The organism is Defluviicoccus vanus, assembly GCF_014672695.1.
Classification (GTDB): Bacteria; Pseudomonadota; Alphaproteobacteria; order Rhodospirillales; family Defluviicoccaceae; genus Defluviicoccus; species Defluviicoccus vanus.
The window spans coordinates 3882977-3904704 of sequence record NZ_CP053923.1; the positions used below are offsets into that span (position 1 = coordinate 3882977).

25 protein-coding genes, 1 other RNA gene and 1 pseudogene are annotated in these 21728 nt (G+C 64.2%); 19 read left to right on the forward strand and 8 right to left on the reverse strand.

Translation table 11 applies throughout. The features are described 5' to 3' along the window. The 5 genes from HQ394_RS17715 to HQ394_RS17735 all read left to right on the forward strand — a co-directional run bounded on the left by HQ394_RS17715 (nt 1) and on the right by HQ394_RS17735 (nt 4829). Complete coding sequence (locus tag HQ394_RS17715) at nt 1-1191, forward strand: MFS transporter (RefSeq protein ID WP_190261299.1); 1191 nt, start codon at nt 1-3, stop codon at nt 1189-1191. 498 nt (nt 1192-1689) lie between these two features. Further along, complete coding sequence (locus HQ394_RS17720) at nt 1690-2451, forward strand: bestrophin-like domain (protein ID WP_190261300.1); 762 nt, start codon at nt 1690-1692, stop codon at nt 2449-2451. Between the two features lie 5 nt (nt 2452-2456). Then, nucleotides 2457-3632, forward strand: a complete 1176-nt coding sequence (locus HQ394_RS17725; RefSeq protein ID WP_190261301.1) for a substrate-binding periplasmic protein — start codon at nt 2457-2459, stop codon at nt 3630-3632. Nucleotides 3633-3798: 166 nt separating this feature from the next. Beyond that, nucleotides 3799-4275: a disulfide bond formation protein B gene (locus HQ394_RS17730; RefSeq protein WP_223291691.1), complete on the forward strand. Its 477-nt coding sequence runs from the start codon at nt 3799-3801 to the stop codon at nt 4273-4275. 26 nt (nt 4276-4301) lie between these two features. Beyond that, nucleotides 4302-4829, forward strand: coding sequence for a demethoxyubiquinone hydroxylase family protein (locus HQ394_RS17735; RefSeq protein WP_223291692.1), 528 nt, complete (start codon nt 4302-4304; stop codon nt 4827-4829). 46 nt (nt 4830-4875) lie between these two features. Here the strand turns inward: HQ394_RS17735 and HQ394_RS17740 are convergent, their stop codons facing one another. The 7 genes from HQ394_RS17740 to gap form a co-directional block, all read right to left on the reverse strand. After that, nucleotides 4876-5664, reverse strand: a complete 789-nt coding sequence (locus HQ394_RS17740) for an RNA methyltransferase (RefSeq protein ID WP_190261304.1) — start codon at nt 5662-5664, stop codon at nt 4876-4878. A 5-nt stretch (nt 5665-5669) separates the two neighbouring features. Continuing rightward, nucleotides 5670-7271: a citramalate synthase gene (gene cimA / locus HQ394_RS17745; RefSeq protein WP_190263391.1), complete on the reverse strand. Its 1602-nt coding sequence runs from the start codon at nt 7269-7271 to the stop codon at nt 5670-5672. 173 nt (nt 7272-7444) lie between these two features. Continuing rightward, nucleotides 7445-8422, reverse strand: coding sequence for a TAXI family TRAP transporter solute-binding subunit (locus HQ394_RS17750; protein WP_190261305.1), 978 nt, complete (start codon nt 8420-8422; stop codon nt 7445-7447). An 85-nt stretch (nt 8423-8507) separates the two neighbouring features. Continuing rightward, nucleotides 8508-9161, reverse strand: coding sequence for a thiamine phosphate synthase (gene thiE, locus HQ394_RS17755; protein ID WP_190261306.1), 654 nt, complete (start codon nt 9159-9161; stop codon nt 8508-8510). Continuing rightward, nucleotides 9158-10117 carry a class I fructose-bisphosphate aldolase gene (locus HQ394_RS17760; protein ID WP_190261307.1) on the reverse strand — a complete coding sequence of 320 codons (960 nt, stop codon included), beginning with the start codon at nt 10115-10117 and terminating at the stop codon, nt 9158-9160. Before HQ394_RS17760 ends, thiE begins: the two co-directional genes overlap by 4 nt. A gap of 99 nt (nt 10118-10216) precedes the next feature. Then, nucleotides 10217-10636: a hypothetical protein gene (locus tag HQ394_RS17765; protein ID WP_190261308.1), complete on the reverse strand. Its 420-nt coding sequence runs from the start codon at nt 10634-10636 to the stop codon at nt 10217-10219. Nucleotides 10637-10768: 132 nt separating this feature from the next. Further along, nucleotides 10769-11773 (reverse strand): type I glyceraldehyde-3-phosphate dehydrogenase, encoded by a 1005-nt coding sequence (gap, locus tag HQ394_RS17770; RefSeq protein WP_190261309.1) that lies wholly within the window; start codon nt 11771-11773, stop codon nt 10769-10771. A 257-nt stretch (nt 11774-12030) separates the two neighbouring features. Here gap and HQ394_RS17775 point away from each other — a divergent pair, with 257 nt between their 5' ends. From HQ394_RS17775 to tolR, 12 genes and pseudogenes are all read left to right on the forward strand, one after another. Next, nucleotides 12031-12306 (forward strand): hypothetical protein, encoded by a 276-nt coding sequence (locus HQ394_RS17775; protein WP_190261310.1) that lies wholly within the window; start codon nt 12031-12033, stop codon nt 12304-12306. Between the two features lie 2 nt (nt 12307-12308). Then, nucleotides 12309-12662 (forward strand): cell division protein ZapA, encoded by a 354-nt coding sequence (locus HQ394_RS17780; RefSeq protein WP_190261311.1) that lies wholly within the window; start codon nt 12309-12311, stop codon nt 12660-12662. 12 nt (nt 12663-12674) lie between these two features. Beyond that, nucleotides 12675-12827, forward strand: a non-coding RNA gene (gene ssrS / locus HQ394_RS17785) — 6S RNA. 36 nt (nt 12828-12863) lie between these two features. After that, on the forward strand, nt 12864-13469 hold the full coding sequence (locus HQ394_RS17790) for a 5-formyltetrahydrofolate cyclo-ligase (RefSeq protein ID WP_223291693.1): 606 nt from the start codon (nt 12864-12866) through the stop codon (nt 13467-13469). Continuing rightward, nucleotides 13466-14278, forward strand: coding sequence for a TIGR00282 family metallophosphoesterase (locus tag HQ394_RS17795; protein WP_190261313.1), 813 nt, complete (start codon nt 13466-13468; stop codon nt 14276-14278). The genes HQ394_RS17790 and HQ394_RS17795 overlap by 4 nt, the downstream gene beginning before the upstream one ends. 97 nt (nt 14279-14375) lie before the next feature. Continuing rightward, nucleotides 14376-15125, forward strand: a complete 750-nt coding sequence (locus tag HQ394_RS17800) for a YebC/PmpR family DNA-binding transcriptional regulator (RefSeq protein ID WP_190261314.1) — start codon at nt 14376-14378, stop codon at nt 15123-15125. Between the two features lie 63 nt (nt 15126-15188). After that, nucleotides 15189-15697: pseudogene (gene ruvC, locus HQ394_RS17805) on the forward strand (crossover junction endodeoxyribonuclease RuvC); the annotation flags it as partial. Beyond that, nucleotides 15698-16264, forward strand: coding sequence for a Holliday junction branch migration protein RuvA (ruvA, locus tag HQ394_RS17810; RefSeq protein ID WP_317628963.1), 567 nt, complete (start codon nt 15698-15700; stop codon nt 16262-16264). A 51-nt stretch (nt 16265-16315) separates the two neighbouring features. Continuing rightward, a complete protein-coding gene (ruvB, locus tag HQ394_RS17815) occupies nt 16316-17371 on the forward strand; it encodes a Holliday junction branch migration DNA helicase RuvB (RefSeq protein ID WP_190261315.1) in 1056 nt (351 codons plus the stop codon). Next, the gene (ybgC, locus tag HQ394_RS17820; protein ID WP_190261316.1) at nt 17361-17816 is read left to right on the forward strand and encodes a tol-pal system-associated acyl-CoA thioesterase; all 456 of its coding nucleotides are present in this window, start codon (nt 17361-17363) and stop codon (nt 17814-17816) included. Before ruvB ends, ybgC begins: the two co-directional genes overlap by 11 nt. Further along, nucleotides 17809-18537: a protein TolQ gene (tolQ, locus tag HQ394_RS17825; protein ID WP_190263393.1), complete on the forward strand. Its 729-nt coding sequence runs from the start codon at nt 17809-17811 to the stop codon at nt 18535-18537. Before ybgC ends, tolQ begins: the two co-directional genes overlap by 8 nt. Nucleotides 18538-18539: 2 nt before the next feature. Beyond that, entirely contained in the window at nt 18540-19031 is a 492-nt protein-coding gene (gene tolR / locus HQ394_RS17830; RefSeq protein ID WP_190261317.1) for a protein TolR, read from the forward strand. Nucleotides 19032-19053: 22 nt separating this feature from the next. On the opposite strand, the gene HQ394_RS17835 is transcribed toward tolR, so the two are convergent. Continuing rightward, nucleotides 19054-19440, reverse strand: coding sequence for a hypothetical protein (locus tag HQ394_RS17835; RefSeq protein WP_190261318.1), 387 nt, complete (start codon nt 19438-19440; stop codon nt 19054-19056). A 51-nt stretch (nt 19441-19491) separates the two neighbouring features. Between HQ394_RS17835 and HQ394_RS17845 the strand changes: the two genes are divergently transcribed. Together HQ394_RS17845 and tolB are read left to right on the forward strand one after the other, a co-directional pair. Beyond that, entirely contained in the window at nt 19492-20361 is an 870-nt protein-coding gene (locus HQ394_RS17845; protein WP_223291694.1) for a TonB C-terminal domain-containing protein, read from the forward strand. Then, nucleotides 20358-21704 carry a Tol-Pal system beta propeller repeat protein TolB gene (gene tolB / locus HQ394_RS17850; protein ID WP_190261321.1) on the forward strand — a complete coding sequence of 449 codons (1347 nt, stop codon included), beginning with the start codon at nt 20358-20360 and terminating at the stop codon, nt 21702-21704. Before HQ394_RS17845 ends, tolB begins: the two co-directional genes overlap by 4 nt. The last annotated feature ends 24 nt before the right edge of the window (nt 21705-21728 follow it).

Genomic DNA, 21728 nt, shown 5'->3' on the forward strand with positions numbered 1-21728 from the left:
ATGCGAACCTTGTTCTTCGTCGTGTTCGTGGAGTTGATCGGCTTCGGGGTGATCATCCCCTTGCTGCCATTCTACGGTGAGCACTTTCACGCCAGTCCGGCGCAGGTGGGCCTCTTGATGGCTAGCTACTCGCTGGCGCAGTTTGTGACCGCTCCCTTCTGGGGCCGGCTATCGGACCGCATCGGTCGCCGGCCGGTCCTGATCATCAGCCTCGCCGGAGCGGCCAGTTCCTATGTAATGCTGGCTTTCGCCGACCACCTGTGGATGTTGTTTGCCGCCCGCGGCTTCGGCGGTGCGATGGCCGGCGGCATCGCCGCCGCCTTTGCCTATGCCGCCGATATCAGCACGCCGGCGACGCGGGCCAAGGCGATGGGCGTTGTCGGCGCCGCTTTCGGCGTCGGCTTCATCTTCGGCCCGGCCATCGGCGGGCTTCTCTCCGGCAGTGATCCCGCCAGCGCCGATTTCCGCAGCCCGGCGCTTGCCGCCTGCGCCCTGTCGACCACGGCGCTGCTGCTGACCATCTTTGTTCTGCCGGAGTCGCTGCCGGCCGAAGCGCGACGGCAGGGCAAGGCCCGCACGCAGAGTCGCTGGGAGATGTTTCGCCTAGCACTGGCGCAGCCGGCACTGCTGCGCCTCTTAGGCCTGATGTTTCTGGCCACCTTCGTCTTCGCCGGCATGGAGACGACCTTTGCCATGTGGTCGCGCCGCCAGTTCGGCTGGGGGCCGGAGCAGAACGGCTATNNCATCTTCGCCCTCGTCGGCATCATCAGTGCCATGGTGCANGGGGGGCTGATCGGTCGTCTGGCGAAGCGATTTGGCGAGATGCGCCTCGTCATCTCTGGCGCAGCCGCCCTTGCTGTCGGTATGCTGACCATCCCCTTGTCGCCCAACCTGCTGACGCTGATCCCGGCGATGGCAACGGCGGCGATCGGCTTCAGCATGCTGACTCCAGCGCTCAACAGCCTCGTTTCGCTGCAAGTCAGCCGCAGTGTACAGGGCGGTGCCATGGGCGTCTCCCGCTCGGCGACGACCCTGGCACGGGTGGTGGGGCCGATCTGCGGCGGTGCCCTGTTCAGCTACTTCGGCCGTAGCGCGCCGTTCTTCTCCGGCGGATTGGTCATGTGCGTCGTCGTCGTGCTGGCCATCGGCACCGCCCGGCGGGCGGGATTTACGGCGCCGGCGGAGGAGTGAGAAGCGAAAGTCCTCATTTGGCCAATCGCGACGACACACGACGTTGGAGAGCAGATACCCGTTTTAGTCGCTAAGGAGGCTTGTGCAGACTTCCTATTTCTTCCTTGACATAGAGGCATTCCCTTGCTTCCCGCGCCAGCCCGAAACAAAGGCGCCGTCTTCCCGAGCAGAATTCCGGGCTGTCAGCAACTAGGAGCTTAGGATTAACGACCGATATGTCGCTGCAATGACAAAAAAAGAGATGCTTGGTAGAATTCACCGCATGCCAGTTCCAGGCGGAAGGGATCGCATCGAGTGGCGCCGGAACCAGACGGGAAGGAGCGGAATGAAACAGACCAGCCCGGTTTGATGCTTTTTATCGATCGCTTTCCTTCTTCTGTTACCGGCGCGGGCTGCGCGTGCCGAGAAAACTTGGCTCCAGCTCCCCCTTACGACGCGTAAATCGCAGAACACTTGCGCGGCGGCCTGAGGGAAGAGCGCGTTGCGTGGGGAGGTCTTATGACTTCGGGAGTGGTGTCCCTGGTCATTGCTACTGTCGTCTTTGGCGGGTCCATTCTGGCGATGTACGTCGCGCGCGCCCTGCCCGACTCTCATCTCGGTGCGGACGCAAGAGATGTTATCAAGCTGGGGATGGCACTCATCGCCACCCTCGTCGCCCTCGTTCTCGGCCTGATGATTGCGACGGCCAAGGGAACCTACGATGCCCAGAGTGCAGCCGTGCGCCAGCTTTCGGCTGATGTACTCCTCCTCGATCGGAGCTTGGCCGAGTACGGGCAGGAAGCTGAGCATCCTCGCGACCTGTTGCGGGAAGCAGCTGGTTTGATGCTGCAACATCTCTGGCCGGAGGACGGTTCGGCCCCGCTTTCGCTGGCGCCAGGGGAAGCGCACGTTCCAATGGATCTGTTTTTGCGCGAAGTCACCCAGCTTTCACCGCAAAACCAAACACAGGAATTCCTCAAGACGCAGGCACTGCGCGTGACGTCAGACTTGGCTCAGATACGCTTTCAAATGTATGTTCAGGGAACTAGCCAGTTGCCTCTGGCATTTCTCATCGTCATCGGTCTTTGGCTGATAATCTTATTTGCAGGCTATGGTCTGATTGCAGCTCGTAATCCGACTGTTCTTGCATTTCTGTTCGCGGCTACGTTGTCGGTTTCGGGCGCGGTTTTCCTCATTCAGGAATTGGCAGACCCCTTCGGAGGGGTGGTCCGGGTGTCAAGCGTGCCCCTGCGGGAAGTAATCGCCCACCTCGGCGGGTAGTGCAGATGATGCACACGGTTGCGTCAGAAAAGGCGCCGACGGAACGGAGAGAGTGCATGTCCAGGCTGCTTTTTGTTCGATTCGGACAAGTTTTTCGCGTGCTCAGTGGCTTTTGCGTCGCCATCTGCGTTCTGGCAACGACAGCGGGCAGCTGGGCCACTGAACCCCCGGACAGCGAGGCGGTGCAGCTCGTCGGCCTCGTGCCGGCGCCGCCGTTTGCCATGAAGGATACTGAGGGCCACTGGACGGGCATCGCTGTCGAACTTTGGCGGTATGTCGCATCCGATCTGGGACTGCGATTCGAGTTCCGCGAAATGGCGATCCCCGATCTGATTGCCGGTCTTCAGCGAGGAGAGCTGCTCGCCACCGTCACCGCCACCGCCAGTGCCGAGCGCGAAATGCTGATAGATTTCAGTCACCCTTATTACTGGAGCGGCCTTGCTATCGCCGTGCCGGTGAGGGCAACCGGGAGCGACTGGTTAGAACCGCTCGGCGACGTTTTTTCCGGCGCTACCGTCAGGATCTCCAGCGTCCTGCTCGGCCTTCTTCTCGTCGCCGCCGTTCTTGTCTGGTTGGCCGAACGCCGCACCAATCCGAACCACTTCAGCCCACAGCCACTGCGGGGAATCGCTGACGGTCTATGGTGGGCGGCCGTGACCTTGACGACCGTGGGCTACGGTGACAAAGCGCCGCTGACACGGGCCGGACGCCTAGTCGGCATTGTCTGGATGTTCGTTGCCATCATTTTGATCGCGCTGTTCACGGCACAAGTGACGTCCTCTCTCACCGTGACAAGCCTTACCGGGCGTGTGCGAGGGCCCGCCGATCTGGTGCACGTGAAGGTCGGAGCGATCCAGGACTCGCCAGCGCAGACTATCCTGCGCAACAAATTTGGCGTTCCTGCGCAAGGATACGCGGGATTTAGCGAGGCTCTCGCAGCGCTTGACCGCGGGGAAATCGATGCCTTCGTTGGTCCCGAACCGGTATTGCGATATGCGGTAGCAAGCGCCTTTCCCGGGCGCCTTGCCATCGTAGGTGCGCCGTTCACGCGCGTTGACTATGTATTTGCGTTCCCGCTAGGGTCTCCGATCCGCAAGCAGGTGAACCGTTCAATCCTGTCCTACGTCGAGACCGATGAATGGCGAGATTTACTGCGCTCCTATCTTGGGACAGGCTCTTAAGTGCTCACAAGTTCTGGCTTTCGCCGGAACCTGTGTGCGAGGCTCGCGCCTCACACTGCCAATGCTCACCTACTCGCATATAGCCACCCCCACCGCGGGCGCTATATCTGCCGCCATGGATACCGTGCAGCGTCGCCCGCAGCCAATCACTGTTGATCCCGTGCGCATGACGCTTGCGGCGCTGCTGGTCGTTGGCCTGGGCGCCATCGGCATGGCGCTCGTCGGGCAGTTCGCCTTCGGGCTGGTGCCCTGCATCCTCTGCCTTTACCAGCGCGTGCCTTATGCGGTGGTTGCCGGGCTGTCCGCGTTGGGCGTGCTGCTGCCGTTGACCACGACGGTGCGGCGGCGCCTGGTGGCGATGGCGGGGGTGGTCTTCCTAGTCGGTGCGGCGATCGCCTTCTACCACGTGGGCGTCGAGGCGCACTGGTGGGCGGCGGCGACGGGTTGCGCCGGCACTCCCGTCGGTCAAATGACGATGGAGCAGTTTCAGGCGCAGATCTTCACCCCGCAGAAACCCTGTGATCAGGTGGATGTTCGATTCCTCGGCCTGTCGCTCGCCGGCTGGAATACCATTGCCTCGCTTGTCCTTGCCGTCGGCTGCCTCCTGCAGAGCCGGCGCCTGTCCTCCGGGAGTTCAACATGACCGCATATGATAGCAAGCCTGCCCGGATGCCGGGTGATATGCCGCGCGGCAAGCTGATCGAACGCATCCTGCGCGTCGATCATGCCGGTGAATTCGGTGCCGTGCGCATCTATGAGGGTCAGCTCGCGGTCCTGGGTCGCCGGCCCGAGGCCGAGGCCATCCGCGAGATGGCGGAGAAGGAGCGTGAGCACCTGGCCGGCTTTGAACAGCTGCTGCCGGCGCGCCGCGTGCGGCCGACGCTGCTGCATCCCTTGTGGCGCACCGCCGGCTTTGCCCTCGGCGCGGCAACGGCGCTGCTCGGCCCGCGCGCGGCGATGGCGTGCACCGTAGCCGTCGAAGAGGTGATCGACGAGCATTATGCCAAGCAGGTGGAAGCGCTCGGCGATGACGAGCCGGAAATCCGGGAGCTTTGTGAGCAGTACCGCGAGGACGAACTGGAGCACCGGGATACCGCGCTCGCCCATGGTGCCGCCGACGCGCCGGCCGGCCGGCTGCTCACCAACGTGATCAAGGCGAGCACGCGGACCGCCATCTGGCTGTCCGAGCGGTTGTAGCGCCCGTTTTGTAGCGCCCGCTTTGTAGCGCGTCGTCCCCCGGTTGCTATGACGCCTGTGGTGGCCGGCGCGGCCGGCCGGAGACGAGGCAGGTGATGATGCCGCGAAAGGTGCGCACCTCCTGCTCGGTGAGCCGGGCGCGGCCGAGGGCGTTACGCAGATTGCGCACCATCGTCGGCCGCTGCTGCTGATTGCGGAGGAAGCCGCAGACGTCCAGCTCGGTCTCCAAATGCTCGAACAGCCCCAGCAGCTCCGCCTTTTCGGCGGGGCGCGTTTCCGGCGGCATCACCACTTGGTCGGCCGGCGTCGCGTCGGTGGCGGTGAACCATTCGTAGCTCATCAGCAGCACTGCCATCGCCAGATTGAGCGAGCAGAAGGCCGGATTGAGTGGGACGGCGAGGATGGCATCGGCCAGNNGGGCGATTTCGTCGTTGTCGAGGCCACGCGCTTCCCGGCCGAACAGGATACCGGCGCTGGCGCTGCCGCCCAGGTGGGCGCGCAGATCCGTCGCCGCCTGCCGCGGCGTCACCACCCGCTTGGTCATGTCGCGTTCGCGCGCGGTGGCGGCAAGCACCAGGGTGAGATCGGCGATCGCCGCCTCCGGGGTTGGAAACAGCCGTGCCGCGTTGAGCACCTGATCGGCGCCGGAGGCGGCGGCGATCGCCTTGTCGTTCGGCCACGGTTCGCGCGGCCGCACCAGCCGTAGGTCGCAAAGCCCACCGTTGAGCATGGCGCGCGCCGCCATGCCGATGTTTTCGCCCAGCTGCGGCTCCACCAAAATGACGGCGGGACCGGCGCCGAGGGCGCCGGCGCGGCTCCGGTCGGTTCCCGCCATCTGAGTCAGGCGGGGACTTGCGCGCCTTCGCGGAACAGCTTGAAGATGATGCTGTCCGAAAGCGCCCGGTAGGATGCGTCAATGATGTTGGTGGAGACGCCGACGGTGGACCAGTGGTCGCCGCGGTCGTCGGCACTCTCGATCATCACCCGGGTGACTGCGCCGGTCCCGTCGCCCGGCGTCAGAATGCGAACCTTATAGTCGATCAGCCGGACGTGGGTCAGCTCCGGATAGTGCGGGGTCAATACCTTGCGCAAGGCGGCATCAAGGGCGTTGACTGGGCCGTTGCCTTCCTCGACGGTCATGTACTGCTCGCCATCCACCTCGATCTTCACCGTCGCTTCGGAGAGCGTCACCAGTTCCCCTCTGGCGTTCCACCGCTGTTCGTCGATGACGCGGAAGCTGAGACAACGAAAGTAGTCCGGCACGCCTTCGAAGGCTTCACGGGCGAGGAGTTCGAAGCTGGCTTCGGCGCCGTCGTAGGCATAGCCGTCGTACTCGCGGGCCTTGACCATCTCCAGCAGTTTGTTGACCTTCGGATCGTCGGCATCGATGTTGAAGCCAATATCGCGGAAGCGGGCGAGGATGTTGGCGCGGCCTGCCTGGTCGGAGACGACGATCCGCCGGTGGTTGCCGATCAATTCGGGAACCACATGCTCGTAGCAGCGCGGATCCTTCTCCACCGCGGAGACGTGCAGCCCGCCCTTGTGGGCAAACGCCGACTCGCCGACGTAGGGCGCGTTGCGCACCGGTGGCCGGTTGAGGCGTTCATCGAGAACGCGGCTGACATGGGTGAGCCGGGTAAGATCGGTCGGCGTCAGCCCGGTATCGAAGCCCATCTTCAGCGCCAGCGACGGGATGATCGAGGTGAGGTCGGCATTGCCGCAACGCTCGCCAAGGCCGTTCAGCGTGCCCTGCACCTGGCGAACGCCGGCACGAACGGCGAGCAGACTGTTGGCAATGGCATTGCCGGTATCATTATGGCAGTGGATGCCGAGGTGATCTCCCGGCACCTGTTCCACCACCTGGGCGACGATCTCCTCGATCTCGTGCGGCAGGGTGCCGCCGTTGGTATCACAGAGGACGATCCAGCGGGCGCCGGCCTCGTAGGCGGCGCGGACGCAGCGCAGCGCGTAGGTGGGGTTGGCCTTGAAGCCGTCGAAGAAATGCTCGGCATCGAACATTACTTCCTCGGTGCGGGTCCGGGCGTGGCGAATGCTGTCGCTGATCATGGTGACGTTTTCGTCGAGGTCGACGCCGAGCGCCTCCTTGACCTGATAGTCCCACGACTTGCCAACCATGCAGACGCTGCTGACGCCGGAATTGAGCAGGGCATTGAGGCCAGGGTCGTTTTCAGCGCTGCGCCCGGCGCGCCTTGTCATGCCGAAGGCGGATAGACGCGAGCGATGCAGCTTCGGCGGCGCGGCGAAAAAGGCGGTGTCGGTGGGATTGGCCCNCGGCCAGCCGCCTTCAATGTAATCAATGCCGAGGCCATCCAATTCGCGGGCAATCGCCGACTTGTCGGCGACCGAGAAGTCCACACCTTGCGTCTGCGCGCCGTCGCGCAGCGTAGAATCGTACAGNNAATAGACGCGATTGGAAGTCATCATCAGCCTCGTCGTTCGGGAGCGGCGGAGAATGCCGGAAGCGGGCGCAGCAGACAAGAGCGCGTACGCTATTACGCGCGCCAGACGTGCAGACGCCGATCGTGGAGTCCTATGTGGCTCCTTCGTGCGGGGTATGCCTGCAGGAGGGAGCGGAGGGTGCAGCGATCCGGCAATCAGTCGCGCTGGACGCTGCCTGGCACCATCTGGCTGGCATAATAGCGGCTGGCGCCCGGATGGTAGGGCAGAAAGGTGTTGTAGACGAAATTATCCGGAATCGTCGCGACGGCAGCGGGGTGGGCGACAATCAGTTCTTCGTGGTGGTCGAAGACGGCCTGCACGATCTTGTAGACCATGTCCGTTGGCAGGTTTTCGCTGACGACGGCAAAGTTGTAGAGGCCGACGGTTGGATAGGCTTGCATCAGAGAAGGATAGGTTCCTGGCGCGATGTTCACCGCGGTCAATTCCGGAAGCGCCAGGCGGACGGCGACGATGTCTTCCGCGGCGAGCGGAATGAAGCGGATCGCCTTCGTCTTCTCCAGACCGGCAATGGCGGGGAAGGGGGCACCGACAGCGGCTACCATGGCGTCGATGGCGCCGTCTTCCAATTGCGCCGCCATTTCATCCCAACTGCCGTAGGCAAAGTCGGCCGCCACATTCAACGTGGTCATCAGTTTTGGCACATAAGTGCCGGCAGTGCCGCCCTTGGGGCCGATGCCGATCCGCTTGCCCTGTAACTGGCGGATTGACTGCAGGTCAGAGGAGAGCCGGACGATGAACTGGAACGGTGTGGCGTACATGGGGAATGCCGCCCGCATTTGACGAAATTCCTTGCCGTTCGTCCAGTCGCCGGTCCCGTTCCATCCCTGCAGCGCCGCACCCACGGTCACAAAGGCGATCTGCACCTCACCGCTTTCCAGCAGCTGAATGTTCTGGCTCGGCCCTTCGGTCACCCGCTCGCCGACCGGGAGCTTGAGGGCGTCACTCAGAATCTTCGCCAGCCCGAGGCCGTAGGCGTGATAGGTGCCACCGGGCGAAGCGGTGGCGATGGTCAAGGTATCGGGCCAGTTGGGTTGGCCAGCGGTGGCCGGGCTCGCCGGCCCGACAAGCATCACCGCCACCAGCAGCAACCATCCGAGGACTGGCGACTTCATGACATGCCTCCCGAATTTATTGTTGGTCGTTGTTGATATATGGCTTGGCTGTCTGGCCGCGCATACGCTTAAGTATTGGCACCGGTTAAGTATTGGCACCGGTCGTCGCGATCGCCTGGTTGAAGGCCTGCACGGCGGCGGCCGGGCCATCCGGATGCGCCCAGACGCCCTGGGCGACGGCGAGAAAATCGGCACCGGCGGCGATCAGGGGTACGCAGTTTTCGACGGTGATGCCGCCGATGGCAACGCACGGCACCGTCATGATCTCGCTCCACCAGAGGAGAAGATCAGTGGTGGCATGGAAGCGTGCTTCCTTGGTGGTGGTGGTGAANNAGAAGAAGGCACCGAAGGCAACATAGTCGGCACCAGACTCGGCCGCTTCCATCGCCAGATGGCGGGAGTCGTGGCAGGTCACGCCGACGATGGCATCGGCGCCGACGCGGCGGCGCGCCTCGGCGTAGCTGGCATCGTCCTGGCCGATATGGACGCCATCGCAACCCATTTCGGCGGCGAGGTCGGGACGATCGTTGAGGATAAAAGCAACGTCGCGGGCGTGAACGATCGGCAGCAGCGCCGCGGCGGCGCGGCGGATGGTCTCATCATCGGCATCCTTGAGCCGCAACTGGACGGCGGCGACGTCGCCTGCGTCAAGCGCGGCGGCCAGCAGCGGTGAAAACGCCGCCGCGTCGAGCTGCGGCGACGTGATCAGGTAAAGACGACAGGCGGTTGAGGAGGTCACTCGGCTGCCTGGGCGACAGCGCCGTGGCGGACCTTGCCAAGAAAGATGCCGATGATGCGGTCGAGCATCTCCAACGCCTGCTCTCGCGGCCGCTGGAAGGTGTTACGACCGATGATCTGGCCGTTGCCGCCGCCGTCGTAGATGTCCTGGGCATCCTGGTATACCGAGTCGGCACCCTTCATCGCGCCGCCGGAGAAGATGACCAAGCGCTTGCCGTTGAACACCGCCTGGACGATGTGGCGGACGCGGTCGGCCTGAGTAGCGATGTTGATGTTTTCCTTCTGGTAGACCTTTTTCGCCTCATCCTGCTCGATGAAGTCGGTGGGCAGCTTCACCTTGATGATGTGGGCGCCCATCAGTGCGGCGATGTGCGCAGCGTAGGCGTCGATGTCGACGGCGAGTTCGCCCTCCTTCGACAAGGCACCGCCGCGCGGATACGACCAGACGATGGCGGCCAGCCCCTTCGACTTTGCCTCGCGAATGAGCTCGCGCAGGTCGTTCAGCATGTTGAACGCCTCGTCGGAGCCGGGATAGATGGTATAGCCGATGGCGGCGCAGCCGAGACGCACGGCATCGTCGACTGAAGCAGTGATCGCCTGGGTCGGCGCTTCGCTGCTGCGGTAAAGGGTGTTCGAGCTGTTCATCTTCAAGATAAGCGGAATCTGCGCCGCATACTGATCGGCGACCGCTTCGATCATCCCCAGTGCCGAGGCGTAGGCGTTGAGGCCGGCATCGACGGCGAGCTGCGCGTGATAGACCGGATCGTAGCCGGCCGGATTAGGGGCGAAGCTGCGGACCGGGCCATGCTCGAACCCCTGGTCGACCGGCAGAATAACCAACTTGCCGGTTCCGCCAAGACGGCCGGTGCACAGCATGCGGGCTAGATTGGCCTTGGTTCCCGGATTATCACTATTGTAGTTGTCCAGGATTTTATGGACACGTTGTGTGACTCTCATTACCTCAGTCTCCCCGTTTGGACGAAAAAAGCCCAGAATCACATACACGAACCGTTACGCGATAGCAACGCAGGCGTCGTCACCAGTGCGGCAGGGGTTTTAGGGCTTGTCGAGAAGGAGTTGGCATCGGCGGAGCGGATCTGCCACCTGATCCAGGTCGATAACCGGATCACACTCTGCATCGTCGATGAGACGGGCGCCGCACTCCGCGGCGATGGCGGCCAGTTTGTCTCGTACCGCCGCGGCCACGTCGACGCGGACGAAGCTGATCTGGTGGCGAAAGGCTGCCAGGGCGGCGCCCGCGTAGGGGCCACAGTCCAGGACGGCGATCGTATCGACGGCGGGAGCGGCGGTCGTGGCGGCGGCGATCATTGCTGCGAACCAGGGTGCACCCAACGCCAGTCCGGCCCCTTCGGCGCTACGCAGGCATACCGGCAGTCCAAGCGTCGCCGCGGTGGCCAGCGCCAGCCGCGCCTGAGCAATCCCGTGGACGATGAAGGTCAGGCGAGGCGCCGGCATGCGTATAGAGACAGTGCCCAGCCAGGCGAGGCCACGGCACGCGAGACCTTGGCATGCGGGGCCGTGGTGAAAAGCAAAGGGCGGGGCCCGGCGACCGGACCCCGCCCCTTTATCTCGGCAAAAGCGGTCAGACTAGACCTTCGACCACGCCACCGCGGTATCGGACATCCGATTGGAGAAGCCCCATTCGTTGTCATACCAGGTGAGGATGCGCACCATGTTGCCGTCGATGACTTGCGTTTGCGAGCCGTCGAAGATGGAGCTGCGCTTGTCGTGGTTGAAGTCGATCGACACCAGCGGCTCGGTGTTGAAGCCGAGGATACCCTTCAGCTCGCCAGCGGCAGCTTCCGCGATCAGGCTGTTCACTTCTTCCGCAGTGGTCGACTTCTTGGAGATGAAGACGAGGTCGACGACCGAGACGTTCGGTGTCGGCACGCGGATGGAGGAACCGTCGAGCTTGCCCTTCAGGTGCGGCAGCACGAGGCCGACCGCACGGGCGGCGCCGGTGGTGGTCGGGATCATCGACAGCGCTGCAGCGCGGGCGCGGCGCAGGTCCGAATGCAGGGTGTCAACGATCCGCTGGTCGCCGGTGTAGGAATGGATCGTGGTCATGTAGCCACGCTCGACACCGATGGCCTTGTCGAGGATCCAGACCGGCGGGGCGAGGCAGTTGGTGGTGCACGACGCGTTGGAGACGATCTGGTCTTCTTTGGTCAGCGTGCCGTGATTGACGCCATAGACGATGGTCTTGTCAGCACCCTTCGACGGGGCGGAGACCAGCACCTTCGGCGCGCCGGCGCCCACGTGCACAACGGCCTTGTCCTTGTCGGAGAAGCGGCCGGTGCATTCGAAGACCATATCAACGCCGAGATCCTTCCACGGCAGCTTGGTCGGATCGCTGATTGCCAGCGCGGTGACCTTCTTGCCGTTGACGGAAATGGACTTGTCGTCCGAGGTGATCTCGCCCGGGAACGTGCCGTGGACCGAGTCATACTTAAGCAGATGCGCGTTGGTTGCGACGTTACCGAGATCGTTAATGGCAACGAACTCGACGTCAGTGCGACCGTCCTCCATCGCGGCGCGGAGGACCAGCCGCCCGATACGCCCGAAACCGTTGATTCCTATCCGTACCGCCATTTCTTAAACCTCCTTGGAACGTATGCAAGCAGACGCTCTGCAAATAGACACTGTGAAGAAATTGGGTGAGCCGACCCGCATTTTGGTCTCATGAACCAGCAGAATGCCGGCTCAAGGCAAGCGTCCCTGTTGACTCGGCCGCACAATCGTCGGATTACGCCCACCCGTCAATCGCTTTTTCCCGCTGCGATTCCGTCCGTCCGTCGTCATTTCCTCGGACGCGACCAAGTGCCCGGCGGGGCCACTCAGGGTGTGCCATGGCGTCCGATTTCGATCTTTCGTCACCACAACCGGCGTCCATTGCCCGTCTTGATGCGGCAGTGAACGACCTCGAACAGGTGCTCGAGCAGTTTGAGCGCGCGCATCGCCTGGCCGCTGATGAGCTGGCGCAGACCAAAGCCGAATTGGCGGCATTGCAGGCGCTGCACGTGACGGTGAGCCATCGCCTCGACGAGACCATCGCGCGCCTGAAGCGCGTGTTGAGCGAACAGGCGGTGGACGATGACCCATCGGACGACGAAAGCGGAGCCTGAGCATGGGGATGGTGACGTTGAGCGTGAATGGTCGCCGCTATGACGTGACCTGCGGCGACGGCGAAGAGGAACATCTCCGCCATCTGGGCGCGTCCATCGACCGCAGGCTGCGCGAACTGGTGGCGACGTTGGGACAGGCCGGCGAGGCACGTCTGCTGCTTCTCGCGTGCCTGCTGCTGGAAGATGAGGTGGCCGAAGCCCGGTCCACCGTCAGGCCACAGGCGAACGGTGACGTTGAGTCACGGGCTGGCGTTAGTGTGGCCGCGCTCGCCGCGATGCCGGACGAGACCGCTGCCGACCTGGAAGTGATCGCCCGGCGGATCGAAGCGGTTGCCGGTCGGCTCAAATCTACTTAGATAGGAGTGGGGCGGCGGCTGCGGGACGCGTCAGGCTAATATCCCTCTGGCCAATAAAGTCCTTGAGGGAGCTGTCCCTTGCGGACCCCTGGGTCCGCAAAACGGCCCCCACCTGCACATGCAGGCCTGAGAGGATTACCAAGCCAACGGTCATTGCGGCGCCGTCCCGCCGCTGACAACACATTTGTCGCGGGGTGATGCGTGTCGCTGGGCTGGTCGATAACCAACGCTACCGAGAAGGGCGAATTGCGTCGGCGGATGCGCAAATTGCGTCTCGTCGCCGATCAGAAGGAAGGGCCGGAGGCGGTGCTGACGGTGCTGCGGCACGCGCTCGCTGGCATCAAGGAGATCGGCGTCGGCAGCGGAACGATTGTTGCCGGCTATTGCCCTATCGCCACCGAGATCGATATCCGGCCGCTGATGGCGCGATTGACCGAGCGTGGTGCGGTATGCAGCCTGCCGGTTATCGTCGCTGACGGCAGGCTGGCGTTTCGTCGCTGGCAACCGGGTGATTCGCTGCAGGATGGCGATCGGGGCACCGTGCATCCGCCATCCAACGCGCCGGTGGTCGAGCCGGAGGTGCTGTTCGTGNNGCCGGTGCTGGCCGTGGATGACGAGGGCTATCGGCTCGGCCAGGGCGGTGGCTACTACGATCGCGCCCTCGCGGCGTTGCGCGCCCGTCGTTCTATTACGGCAGTCGGCGTCGGCTACGCGGTGCAGCACGTGGACCGGCTGCCGCGTGATGCCGGCGATGAACCAGTGGATTGGGTGCTGACCGAGGCAGGGCTGACGCAGGTGCGGGCGTGAAGCTGCTGTATTGCGGCGACGTCGTCGGTCGCGCCGGCCGACAGGTCGTCTGTGACTGCATCCCCGATCTGCGCCGCCGGCTGGGCCTCGACTTCGTCATCGTCAACGGCGAAAATGCCGCCCACGGCTTCGGCATCACCGAAGAGATCTGCCAGTCATTCTATCGCGCCGGCGTGGACGTGGTCACCACCGGCAATCACGCCTGGGATCGGCGTGAAACTCTCACCTACATTGATACCGACCCCCGTCTGCTCCGCCCGCTCAATTACCCGCAAGGGACTCCCGGTGCCGGCGCCAATATCTTCACCGCCGAGAACGGCCGCAGAGTGCTGGTGATGCAGGTGATGGGGCGGCTGTTCATGGATCCGCTCGATGATCCCTTCGTGGCAGCCGAACAGGCGCTTGACAATCATCGGCTCGGCCTGACCGTGGATAGCATCGTTCTCGATGTCCATGCCGAGGCGACGAGCGAGAAGATGGCGATCGGTCATACCTTCGACGGCCGGGTCTCACTGGTAGCGGGCACCCACAGCCATGTGCCGACGGCCGATGCGCGCATCCTTGCCGCTGGCACCGCCTATATCACTGATCTTGGGATGTGCGGTGACTATAACTCGGTCATCGGCATGCGCATCGAAGGCGCGGTGAGCCGCTTCGTCACCAAGCTGCCAGGCGGCCGGCTGGAACCGGCGGATGGACCGGCGACACTCTGCGGCGTCTATGTGGAAACGGATGATCAGAGCGGGTTGGCCTTGCGCGTCGCCCCGGTGCGGATCGGCGGAATGNNCGCGGCGGCGGCTTGGCCGTAACGCGTCGCCGGACGATGGGGCTGCGGGCGCCTCCTAGATGTGGTATAAGCACGCAAGAGCAATGCGGTATTTTGACTATCGGGCGTACTGGTGAAGCATGGCGGGTCATTCGCAGTTCAAGAACATCATGTACCGGAAGGGCGCGCAGGATGCGAAGCGTGCCAAGGCGTTCACCAAGATCATTCGCGAACTCACCGTCGCCGCACGCACCGGTCTGGCCGACCCCAATGCCAACCCGCGCCTGCGCGCCGCGGTGATTGCCGCCCGTGCCGCCAATATGTCGAAGGACACGATGGAGCGGGCGATCAAGCGCGGTGCCGGCGGCGAGGGGATCGAGCAGTACGAGGAAATCCGCTATGAGGGGTATGGGCCCGGTGGCGTCGCCCTCATCGTCGAGGCGCTGACGGATAATCGCAATCGCACCGCGAGCGAGGTGCGCGCGGCCTTCGGCAGGCACGGCGGGACATTGGGCGAAAGCGGCAGCGTCAGCTTCATGTTCGAGCGGGTCGGCTTCGTCCATTATCCGCCGGCTGTCGCCTCCGCCGACGACATGCTGGAGGCGGCGCTCGATGCCGGCGCCGACGATGTGCAGTCGGGCGACGACGGCCACGACATTTACGCCGTCCCGGACGACCTGAGCACTGTCCGCGATGGCCTGGAGCAACGCTTCGGGCCGGCCGACGCATCGCGCCTCGACTGGCGGCCGCGTACCGTGGTGCCGATCGCCGAAGACGATGCGATCACCCTGTTCAAGTTGCTCGATGCGCTCGAAGATAGCGACGACGTGCAGCGGGTGGCGGCCAATTTCGAGGTGCCCGATGAGATCATGGAGCGTCTCAGTCGTTGATCGCGGGGCGGTGGCTGGCCTGCCGATTGTGGGCGCTGCGTGCGGACGGGACGGCTGCTGCCGATGCGGCTGATCGGCATTGACCCGGGACTGGGGGCGACCGGTTGGGGGGTGATCGAGATGGACGGCAACCGGCTCAGCCACATCGCCGACGGGGTGATTACCAGTGACGCCAAGCTAGCACTGCCGCAGCGGCTGGTGCAACTGGCCGAGGGACTGGAGGCGGTGATCGCCGCGCATCGGCCGGCCGAAGCGGCGGTGGAGGAGACCTTCGTCAACCGCAATGCTGTCTCCACGCTGCGGCTCGGTCAGGCGCGCGGCATCGCGTTGCTGATTCCCGCCCGCGTCGGCCTGCCGGTGGCGGAATACCTGCCCAATCTGGTGAAGAAGACGGTGGTCGGCTCCGGCCACGCGGCGAAGGAGCAAGTGCAGATGATGGTGCGCCGGCTGCTGCCGGGCGCACTCGTNCGCACCGCCGACGCTGCCGACGCGCTCGCCGTCGCCATCTGTCATGCCCACCATCGGCAGACCGCCAACCGCATCCGCACCGCACTCGCCGTGGAGGCGGCGCAGTGATCGGCAAGCTGACAGGGGTGATCGACAGCGTCGACGACGGCACGGTGCTGATCGACGTTGGTGGCGTTGGCTATCTTGCTACCTGTTCGGGGCGGACGCTGGGCCGTCTCAGCGTCGGTGAGACGGCGATGCTGTTGATCGAAACCGTGGTGCGTGAGGATGCGATCCAGCTCTTCGGCTTCGCCGATGTGGCCGAACGGAGCCTATTCCGCCTCCTGCAAACGGTCCAGGGCGTCGGTCCGAAGGCGGCACTGGCCATTCTCGGTGCCGTGCCGGCGGATGACCTGGTGACGGCGATCGCCGCCGGTGATCGCGGCCGGTTGTTGCGGGCGCCGGGCGTCGGCCCGAAGCTGGCGCAGCGCATTGTCGCCGAACTGGCCGATCGGATCGGCCGCCTTGGCAGCGGTGGTGGCGGTGCGGTGCCGCCGCCGGCAGCCATGGTCGCCGGTGGCGCCAGCCAGGACGCGGTCTCGGCACTGATCAATCTTGGCTTCCGGCCGGCGGATGCGTATGCCGCCGTTGCTCGCGTCGCCGGGCGATTGGGCGCTGATGCCACTCGTTGAAGCGCTCGTGCGTGGCGGGCTTGGCGAGTTGGCACCGAAGGAGCAGCCGGCATGAGCGAGGTGCCGCCGGACCGCCTGGTGGAAGGCGAACGCGCTCCCCACGATGCCGCTGAGGCAACGCTCAGACCGCTGGCCCTCGACGAGTTCATCGGCCAGCGGGAGATGCGCGACAATCTCCGCGTGTTCATCACCGCCGCCGCCAACCGGCGTGAGGCCCTTGATCACGTGCTCCTGCACGGCCCGCCCGGCCTCGGCAAGACGACACTGGCGCAGATCGTTGCCCGCGAACTGGGGGTTGGCTTTCGCGCCACCTCCGGACCGGTGATCGCCCGTCCGGGCGATCTGGCGGCGATCCTGACCAATCTTGATGCGCGCGACGTGCTCTTCATTGACGAAATTCATCGCCTGTCGCCGACGGTGGAGGAAATCCTCTATCCGGCGATGGAGGACGGCAAGCTCGACCTGATGATCGGCGAGGGGCCAGCGGCGCGGTCGATCCGCATCGATCTGGCGCCGTTCACCCTCGTCGGCGCCACCACCCGTTCCGGGCTGTTGACGACGCCGCTGCGCGAACGCTTCGGCATTCCGCTGCGCCTGCAGTTCTACGCTGCGGACGAACTGGAGACCATCGTCAGCCGCGCCGCCGGGATCCTCGACTTTGCCCTCGGCCGCGATGGTGCCTTCGAAATCGCCCGGCGCTCGCGCGGGACACCGCGCATTGCCGTCCGGTTGCTGCGCCGGGTGCGTGATTTCGCCGCCGTCAACGGCAGCGGGCCGGTGAATGCAGCGGAGGCCGATGCGGCGCTGCAGCGCCTGCAGGTGGACGAACGCGGCCTTGACGCCATGGATCGGCGTTACCTGCGCTGCCTTGCCGATTTCTATGCCGGCGGCCCCGCTGGAATCGACACGCTGGCGGCGGCGTTGGCGGAACAGCGGGATACGCTCGAAGATGTGATCGAGCCCTTCCTGCTGCAGCAGGGCCTGATCATGCGCACGCCGCGCGGCCGGATGCTGACGACGAGTGCCTACACTCACTTAGGGCTGCCGCCACCGGCGTCAGCCATGGCGCAATACGACTTCCTGGTGGCGAACGGCGATGACGAGTGAGCACCTTACGTCCGGCTACGTTCACGCGCAGACGGTGCGAATTTACTACGAGGACACGGATTCCACTGGACTCGTCTACCATACCAACTATCTGAAGTTCGCTGAGCGGGCGCGAACCGACATGCTGCGCGACTTCGATTTTGACCACACCCGTTTGCTGCGCGATCACGGGATTGCTTTCGTTGTTCGCTCGTTGAGCGTGGATTTCCGCCAACCGGCGCGTCTGGACGATCTTTTGCAAGTGCGCACGCGGGTTACGGAGATGCGGGGCGCCTCAATGCGAATGGAGCAGCAGATTTCCTGCAATGGTATTGACCTGGTGCGGATAACCCTCAAACTCGCATGTATTACGGCCGATGGCCGGGCAACCCGGATGCCACTGCCGTTACATGCCGTCTTCTGCCAATTGGTGCAGAACAGCCCTGGATCTTATGGGAATGGATAGCAATATCGTCAGCGCAGTGGCCGTTGCTGGACCGGCGGTCAGCCACGGGCTCCACCCGTGGGATCTGTTCATGAACGCCGACTGGATCGTCAAGTCGGTGATGCTGATGCTGCTTGCGGCATCGGTGTGGTGTTGGACCATTATCTTCGAAAAGCTGTTCAATCTCCGCCGGCTGAACGGTCTGGCCGACCGCTTCGAGGCGTCGTTCTGGTCCGGTGGCGCGGTGGAGGATCTCTACGACCGCATCCATACCCAGCCGCCCGATCCCCTGTCGGCGGTGTTCGTTGCCGCCATGCGCGAGTGGCGCCGCTTTGCCGCCAAGCACGGCGACGGGGCGGCGACGGCTACCGATCTGGCCGATCGGGTGGAGCGGGTGATGCAGCTGACCGCGAATCGTGAGCTGGATCGGGTGGAGCGTTACATGACTTTCCTCGCCTCCACCGGTTCGACTGCACCATTCGTCGGCCTGTTCGGCACTGTCTGGGGCATCATGAACAGCTTCAGCGCCATCGGCGCCACCAAGAACACCAGCCTCGCGGTGGTGGCACCCGGCATCGCCGAGGCGTTGTTCGCCACCGCGCTCGGCCTTCTGGCGGCGATTCCGGCGGTGCTTGCCTACAACAAGCTGTCGCGCGATCTCGATCGCTACGCCGGGCGGATCAATGGCTTCGCTGGCGAGTTCATGGCCATCTTGTCGCGGCAGCTGGAGGACCGGCGGTAGCCATGGGCGTCGCCCTGACCTCGCGCAAATCGTCGGCGGCCGGCAAGCGCTTCACCCGGACGCCGTCGCGCCCCATGTGTGACATCAACGTTACGCCGATGGTGGACGTGATGCTGGTGCTGCTGGTGATCTTCATGATCACTGCGCCCTTGCTCTCCACCGGCGTCAACGTCGATCTGCCGCAGACCCGGGCGGCGACGCTCGATGAGCAGGATGAACCGCTGGCGATCAGTGTCGACCGCACCGGCCGTATCTTCATTCAGGACAAGGAAGTCGACCTCTCGACGCTGCCAACCAAGCTTGCTGCGATCACCCAGAACAACAAGGATGCCCGCATCTTTGTCCGCGGTGATCAGGCAATCCAGTACGGTCAGGTGATGGGCGTGCTGGGGGCTGTCTACGAGGCAGGATATCGCAAGGTAGCGCTGTTGACCGAACCGCCGAAGTCGGATGGCAAACGGCCGCGGACAACGGCGTCCCGTGCCGCTCCCTGACGACGATGCGCCGCCCGCTTTACTATTCCGTCGCGCTGCATCTGCTGGTCATCGCGTTGCTGTTCGTGGTGTTGCCAAACTGGCATGACACGCCGATCGTGCTCGATGAGCCACTGACGGTGGAACTGGAAGCGTTCGGCGCACCGGCTGGGAAGACACCGGGCGGGAAATCGCCAGCCGCATCAGCGACGAAAGCTGAACCGCCGGCCGATGCTACGCCGGAAAGCGCTGCCGCGCCACCGGCACCGCCAATCAAGGCCGAGGCCCCCGCGGCCGCGGCGCCAAAGCCGGCCGCCTCAAAGGCAGATCGGCCGAAACCGGCAGCGAAAGCGCCGAAACCGGAACCGGTGAAGGCCGAGCCCAAGCCGAAACCCGCACCGCCAGCCGAGCCGGTCAAGGTGGCGGACAACACACCACCAGAGCCAAAAAGGTCGAGCCAAAGAAGGTTGAACCAAAGCCGGTGGAGAAGAAGCCGGAGGAAGCGAAGCCGGCAGAGGACAAGCGTGCGGAACCGGTGAAGACGGTGACGCCGAAACCGAAAAGCCAACCGCCAAAACCGGAGCCGCCAAAGCCGGCCCCGGAGAAGAAGCCCGAGCCGGTGAAGAAACCGGAACCGGAGAAGAAACCCGAGCCGGTGAAGAAAATCGAGCCGGAGAAGAAGGTCGAGAAGGTGGAAAAATCCACCAAACCGGAGAAAGCGGATAAAGCGGACGTCGCCAAGCCTGAGGCAAGCTCGAAGCAGGTGGCCGCGGCAACGAAGCCAGCGGCGAAAGCGGCGAAACCGGCCGACGACGCGGACGACGACTTCGCCTCGGTGACAAAGGCGGTCAAGGGGATGAAGCAGTCCACCGCGGTCGGAGACAGTCGCGCCGCCGCGAAGCCGAAGCAGGTGGCGGCTGCGGACGGCCGCGACGGCGAATCACTCGCCGATCAGGTGAACAAGGCTCTGCGTTCGGGAGGCGCCCCGACGGCTGCCAGCGCGGCAAGCCAAGCGGCGTCGGCACAAGCAGGCCCGGTGACGGCGAGCGAGATCGAAGGGGTCCGCCGCCAGATCGAACAATGCTGGAACGTGCCGGCCGGGCTGAAGGGCACCGCCGACATGGTGGTGTCGATCCGGGTGGAGATGGGCATCGACGGCAGGCCGCGCAGTGCGGTGATCGAAAACGCGGCGCGCATGGACAGCGATCCCTCCTACCGGGCGACAGCGGAGAGCGCCAAACGCGCCGTATTGAACCCACGCTGCCAACCGTTCAAATTGCCGCCGGAAAAATATGAGCGTTGGCGGACGCTCACTCTGGTGTTTAACCCGGCGGAGATGTTCCGAACATGATCCGGTTTTGCTTTCGGTCGCAGTCCATTCTGGTTGCTGTCATTGTGATGATTGCGGCCTTGGCCTTCGCGCCGCCGGCGAGAAGCGAGTTACGTATCGATATCACCCGCGGCGTCGTCGAGCCGGTGGCGATTGCCATCGTGCCCTTTGACGGCGGCGGCGGCGATACCGGCCGCATTGGCGGCGATATCGCGAAGGTGATCTCCGCGGATCTGGAACGCTCGGGACTGTTCCGTCCCATTGATGCCAATGCGTTCCTGCAGACGAATTTATCGATGGACACGCCGCCCAAGTTCGCTGACTGGCGAGTGTTGAACGCGCTGGCGCTGGTGCATGGTCGGGTTACCGTGGCCGACGATGGCCGCCTCAAGGTCGAGTTCCGCCTGTGGGACGTGGTCTCGGAGCAGCAGCAAGCCGGACTTGCCTATTTTACCGCTCCCGGCAACTGGCGGCGTATCGCACACATCATCGCCGATGCGATCTTCAAACGCCTGACCGGCGAGGAAGGCTATTTCGATACGCGGATCGCCTACATTGCCGAGAGTGGTCCGCAGACGCGGCGGGTCAAGCGACTGGCGATCATGGATCAGGACGGATACAACCATCGCTATCTGACTGACGGCACGGATCTGGTGCTGACGCCGCGCTTCTCGCCGACGCTGCAGGAACTGGCGTACATCGCCTTCAGCGACGGCTTGCCCCGAGTCTTCATCCGTTCGCTGGAGAACGGCCGCAGCGAAGCTGTTGGCAGTTTCCCCGGCATGACCTTTTCGCCACGGTTTTCGCCCGATAGTCAGAAACTGATCTTCAGTATGGCGACAGACGGGAATACCGACATCTACACCATCGATCTCAGGACCAAGGCGACGCGACGGCTGACCACCAGCTCGGCGATCGATACTTCACCCTCCTATTCGCCCGACGGTCGACAAATTGTCTTCAACTCCGACCGTGGCGGCTCGCAGCAGCTTTACGTGATGGATGCGGAGGGTGGTGAGGCACGGCGAATCAGCTTCGGCCAAGGCAAGTATGGCACACCCGTCTGGTCGCCGCGTGGCGATGCCATTGCGTTCACCAAGATCGCCGGCGGACGGTTTGCGATCGGGGTGATGACTCCCGACGGCAGCGGCGAGCGTATCGTCGCCGACGGCTACGATGTGGAAGAGCCGACGTGGGCGCCCAACGGCCGGGTGCTGGCCTTCTTCCGCAAGGAGCCGACCGATGCCGGCGGTGGCGGCGGCCGGTCGCGGATCTATTCCGTCGATGTCATGGGACGCAACGAACGTGAGATTCCGACGCCAGGCGATGCGTCCGACCCTGCATGGTCGCCGCTACAGCCGTAAGGGCGTTTCGATCGAGAAGGGACA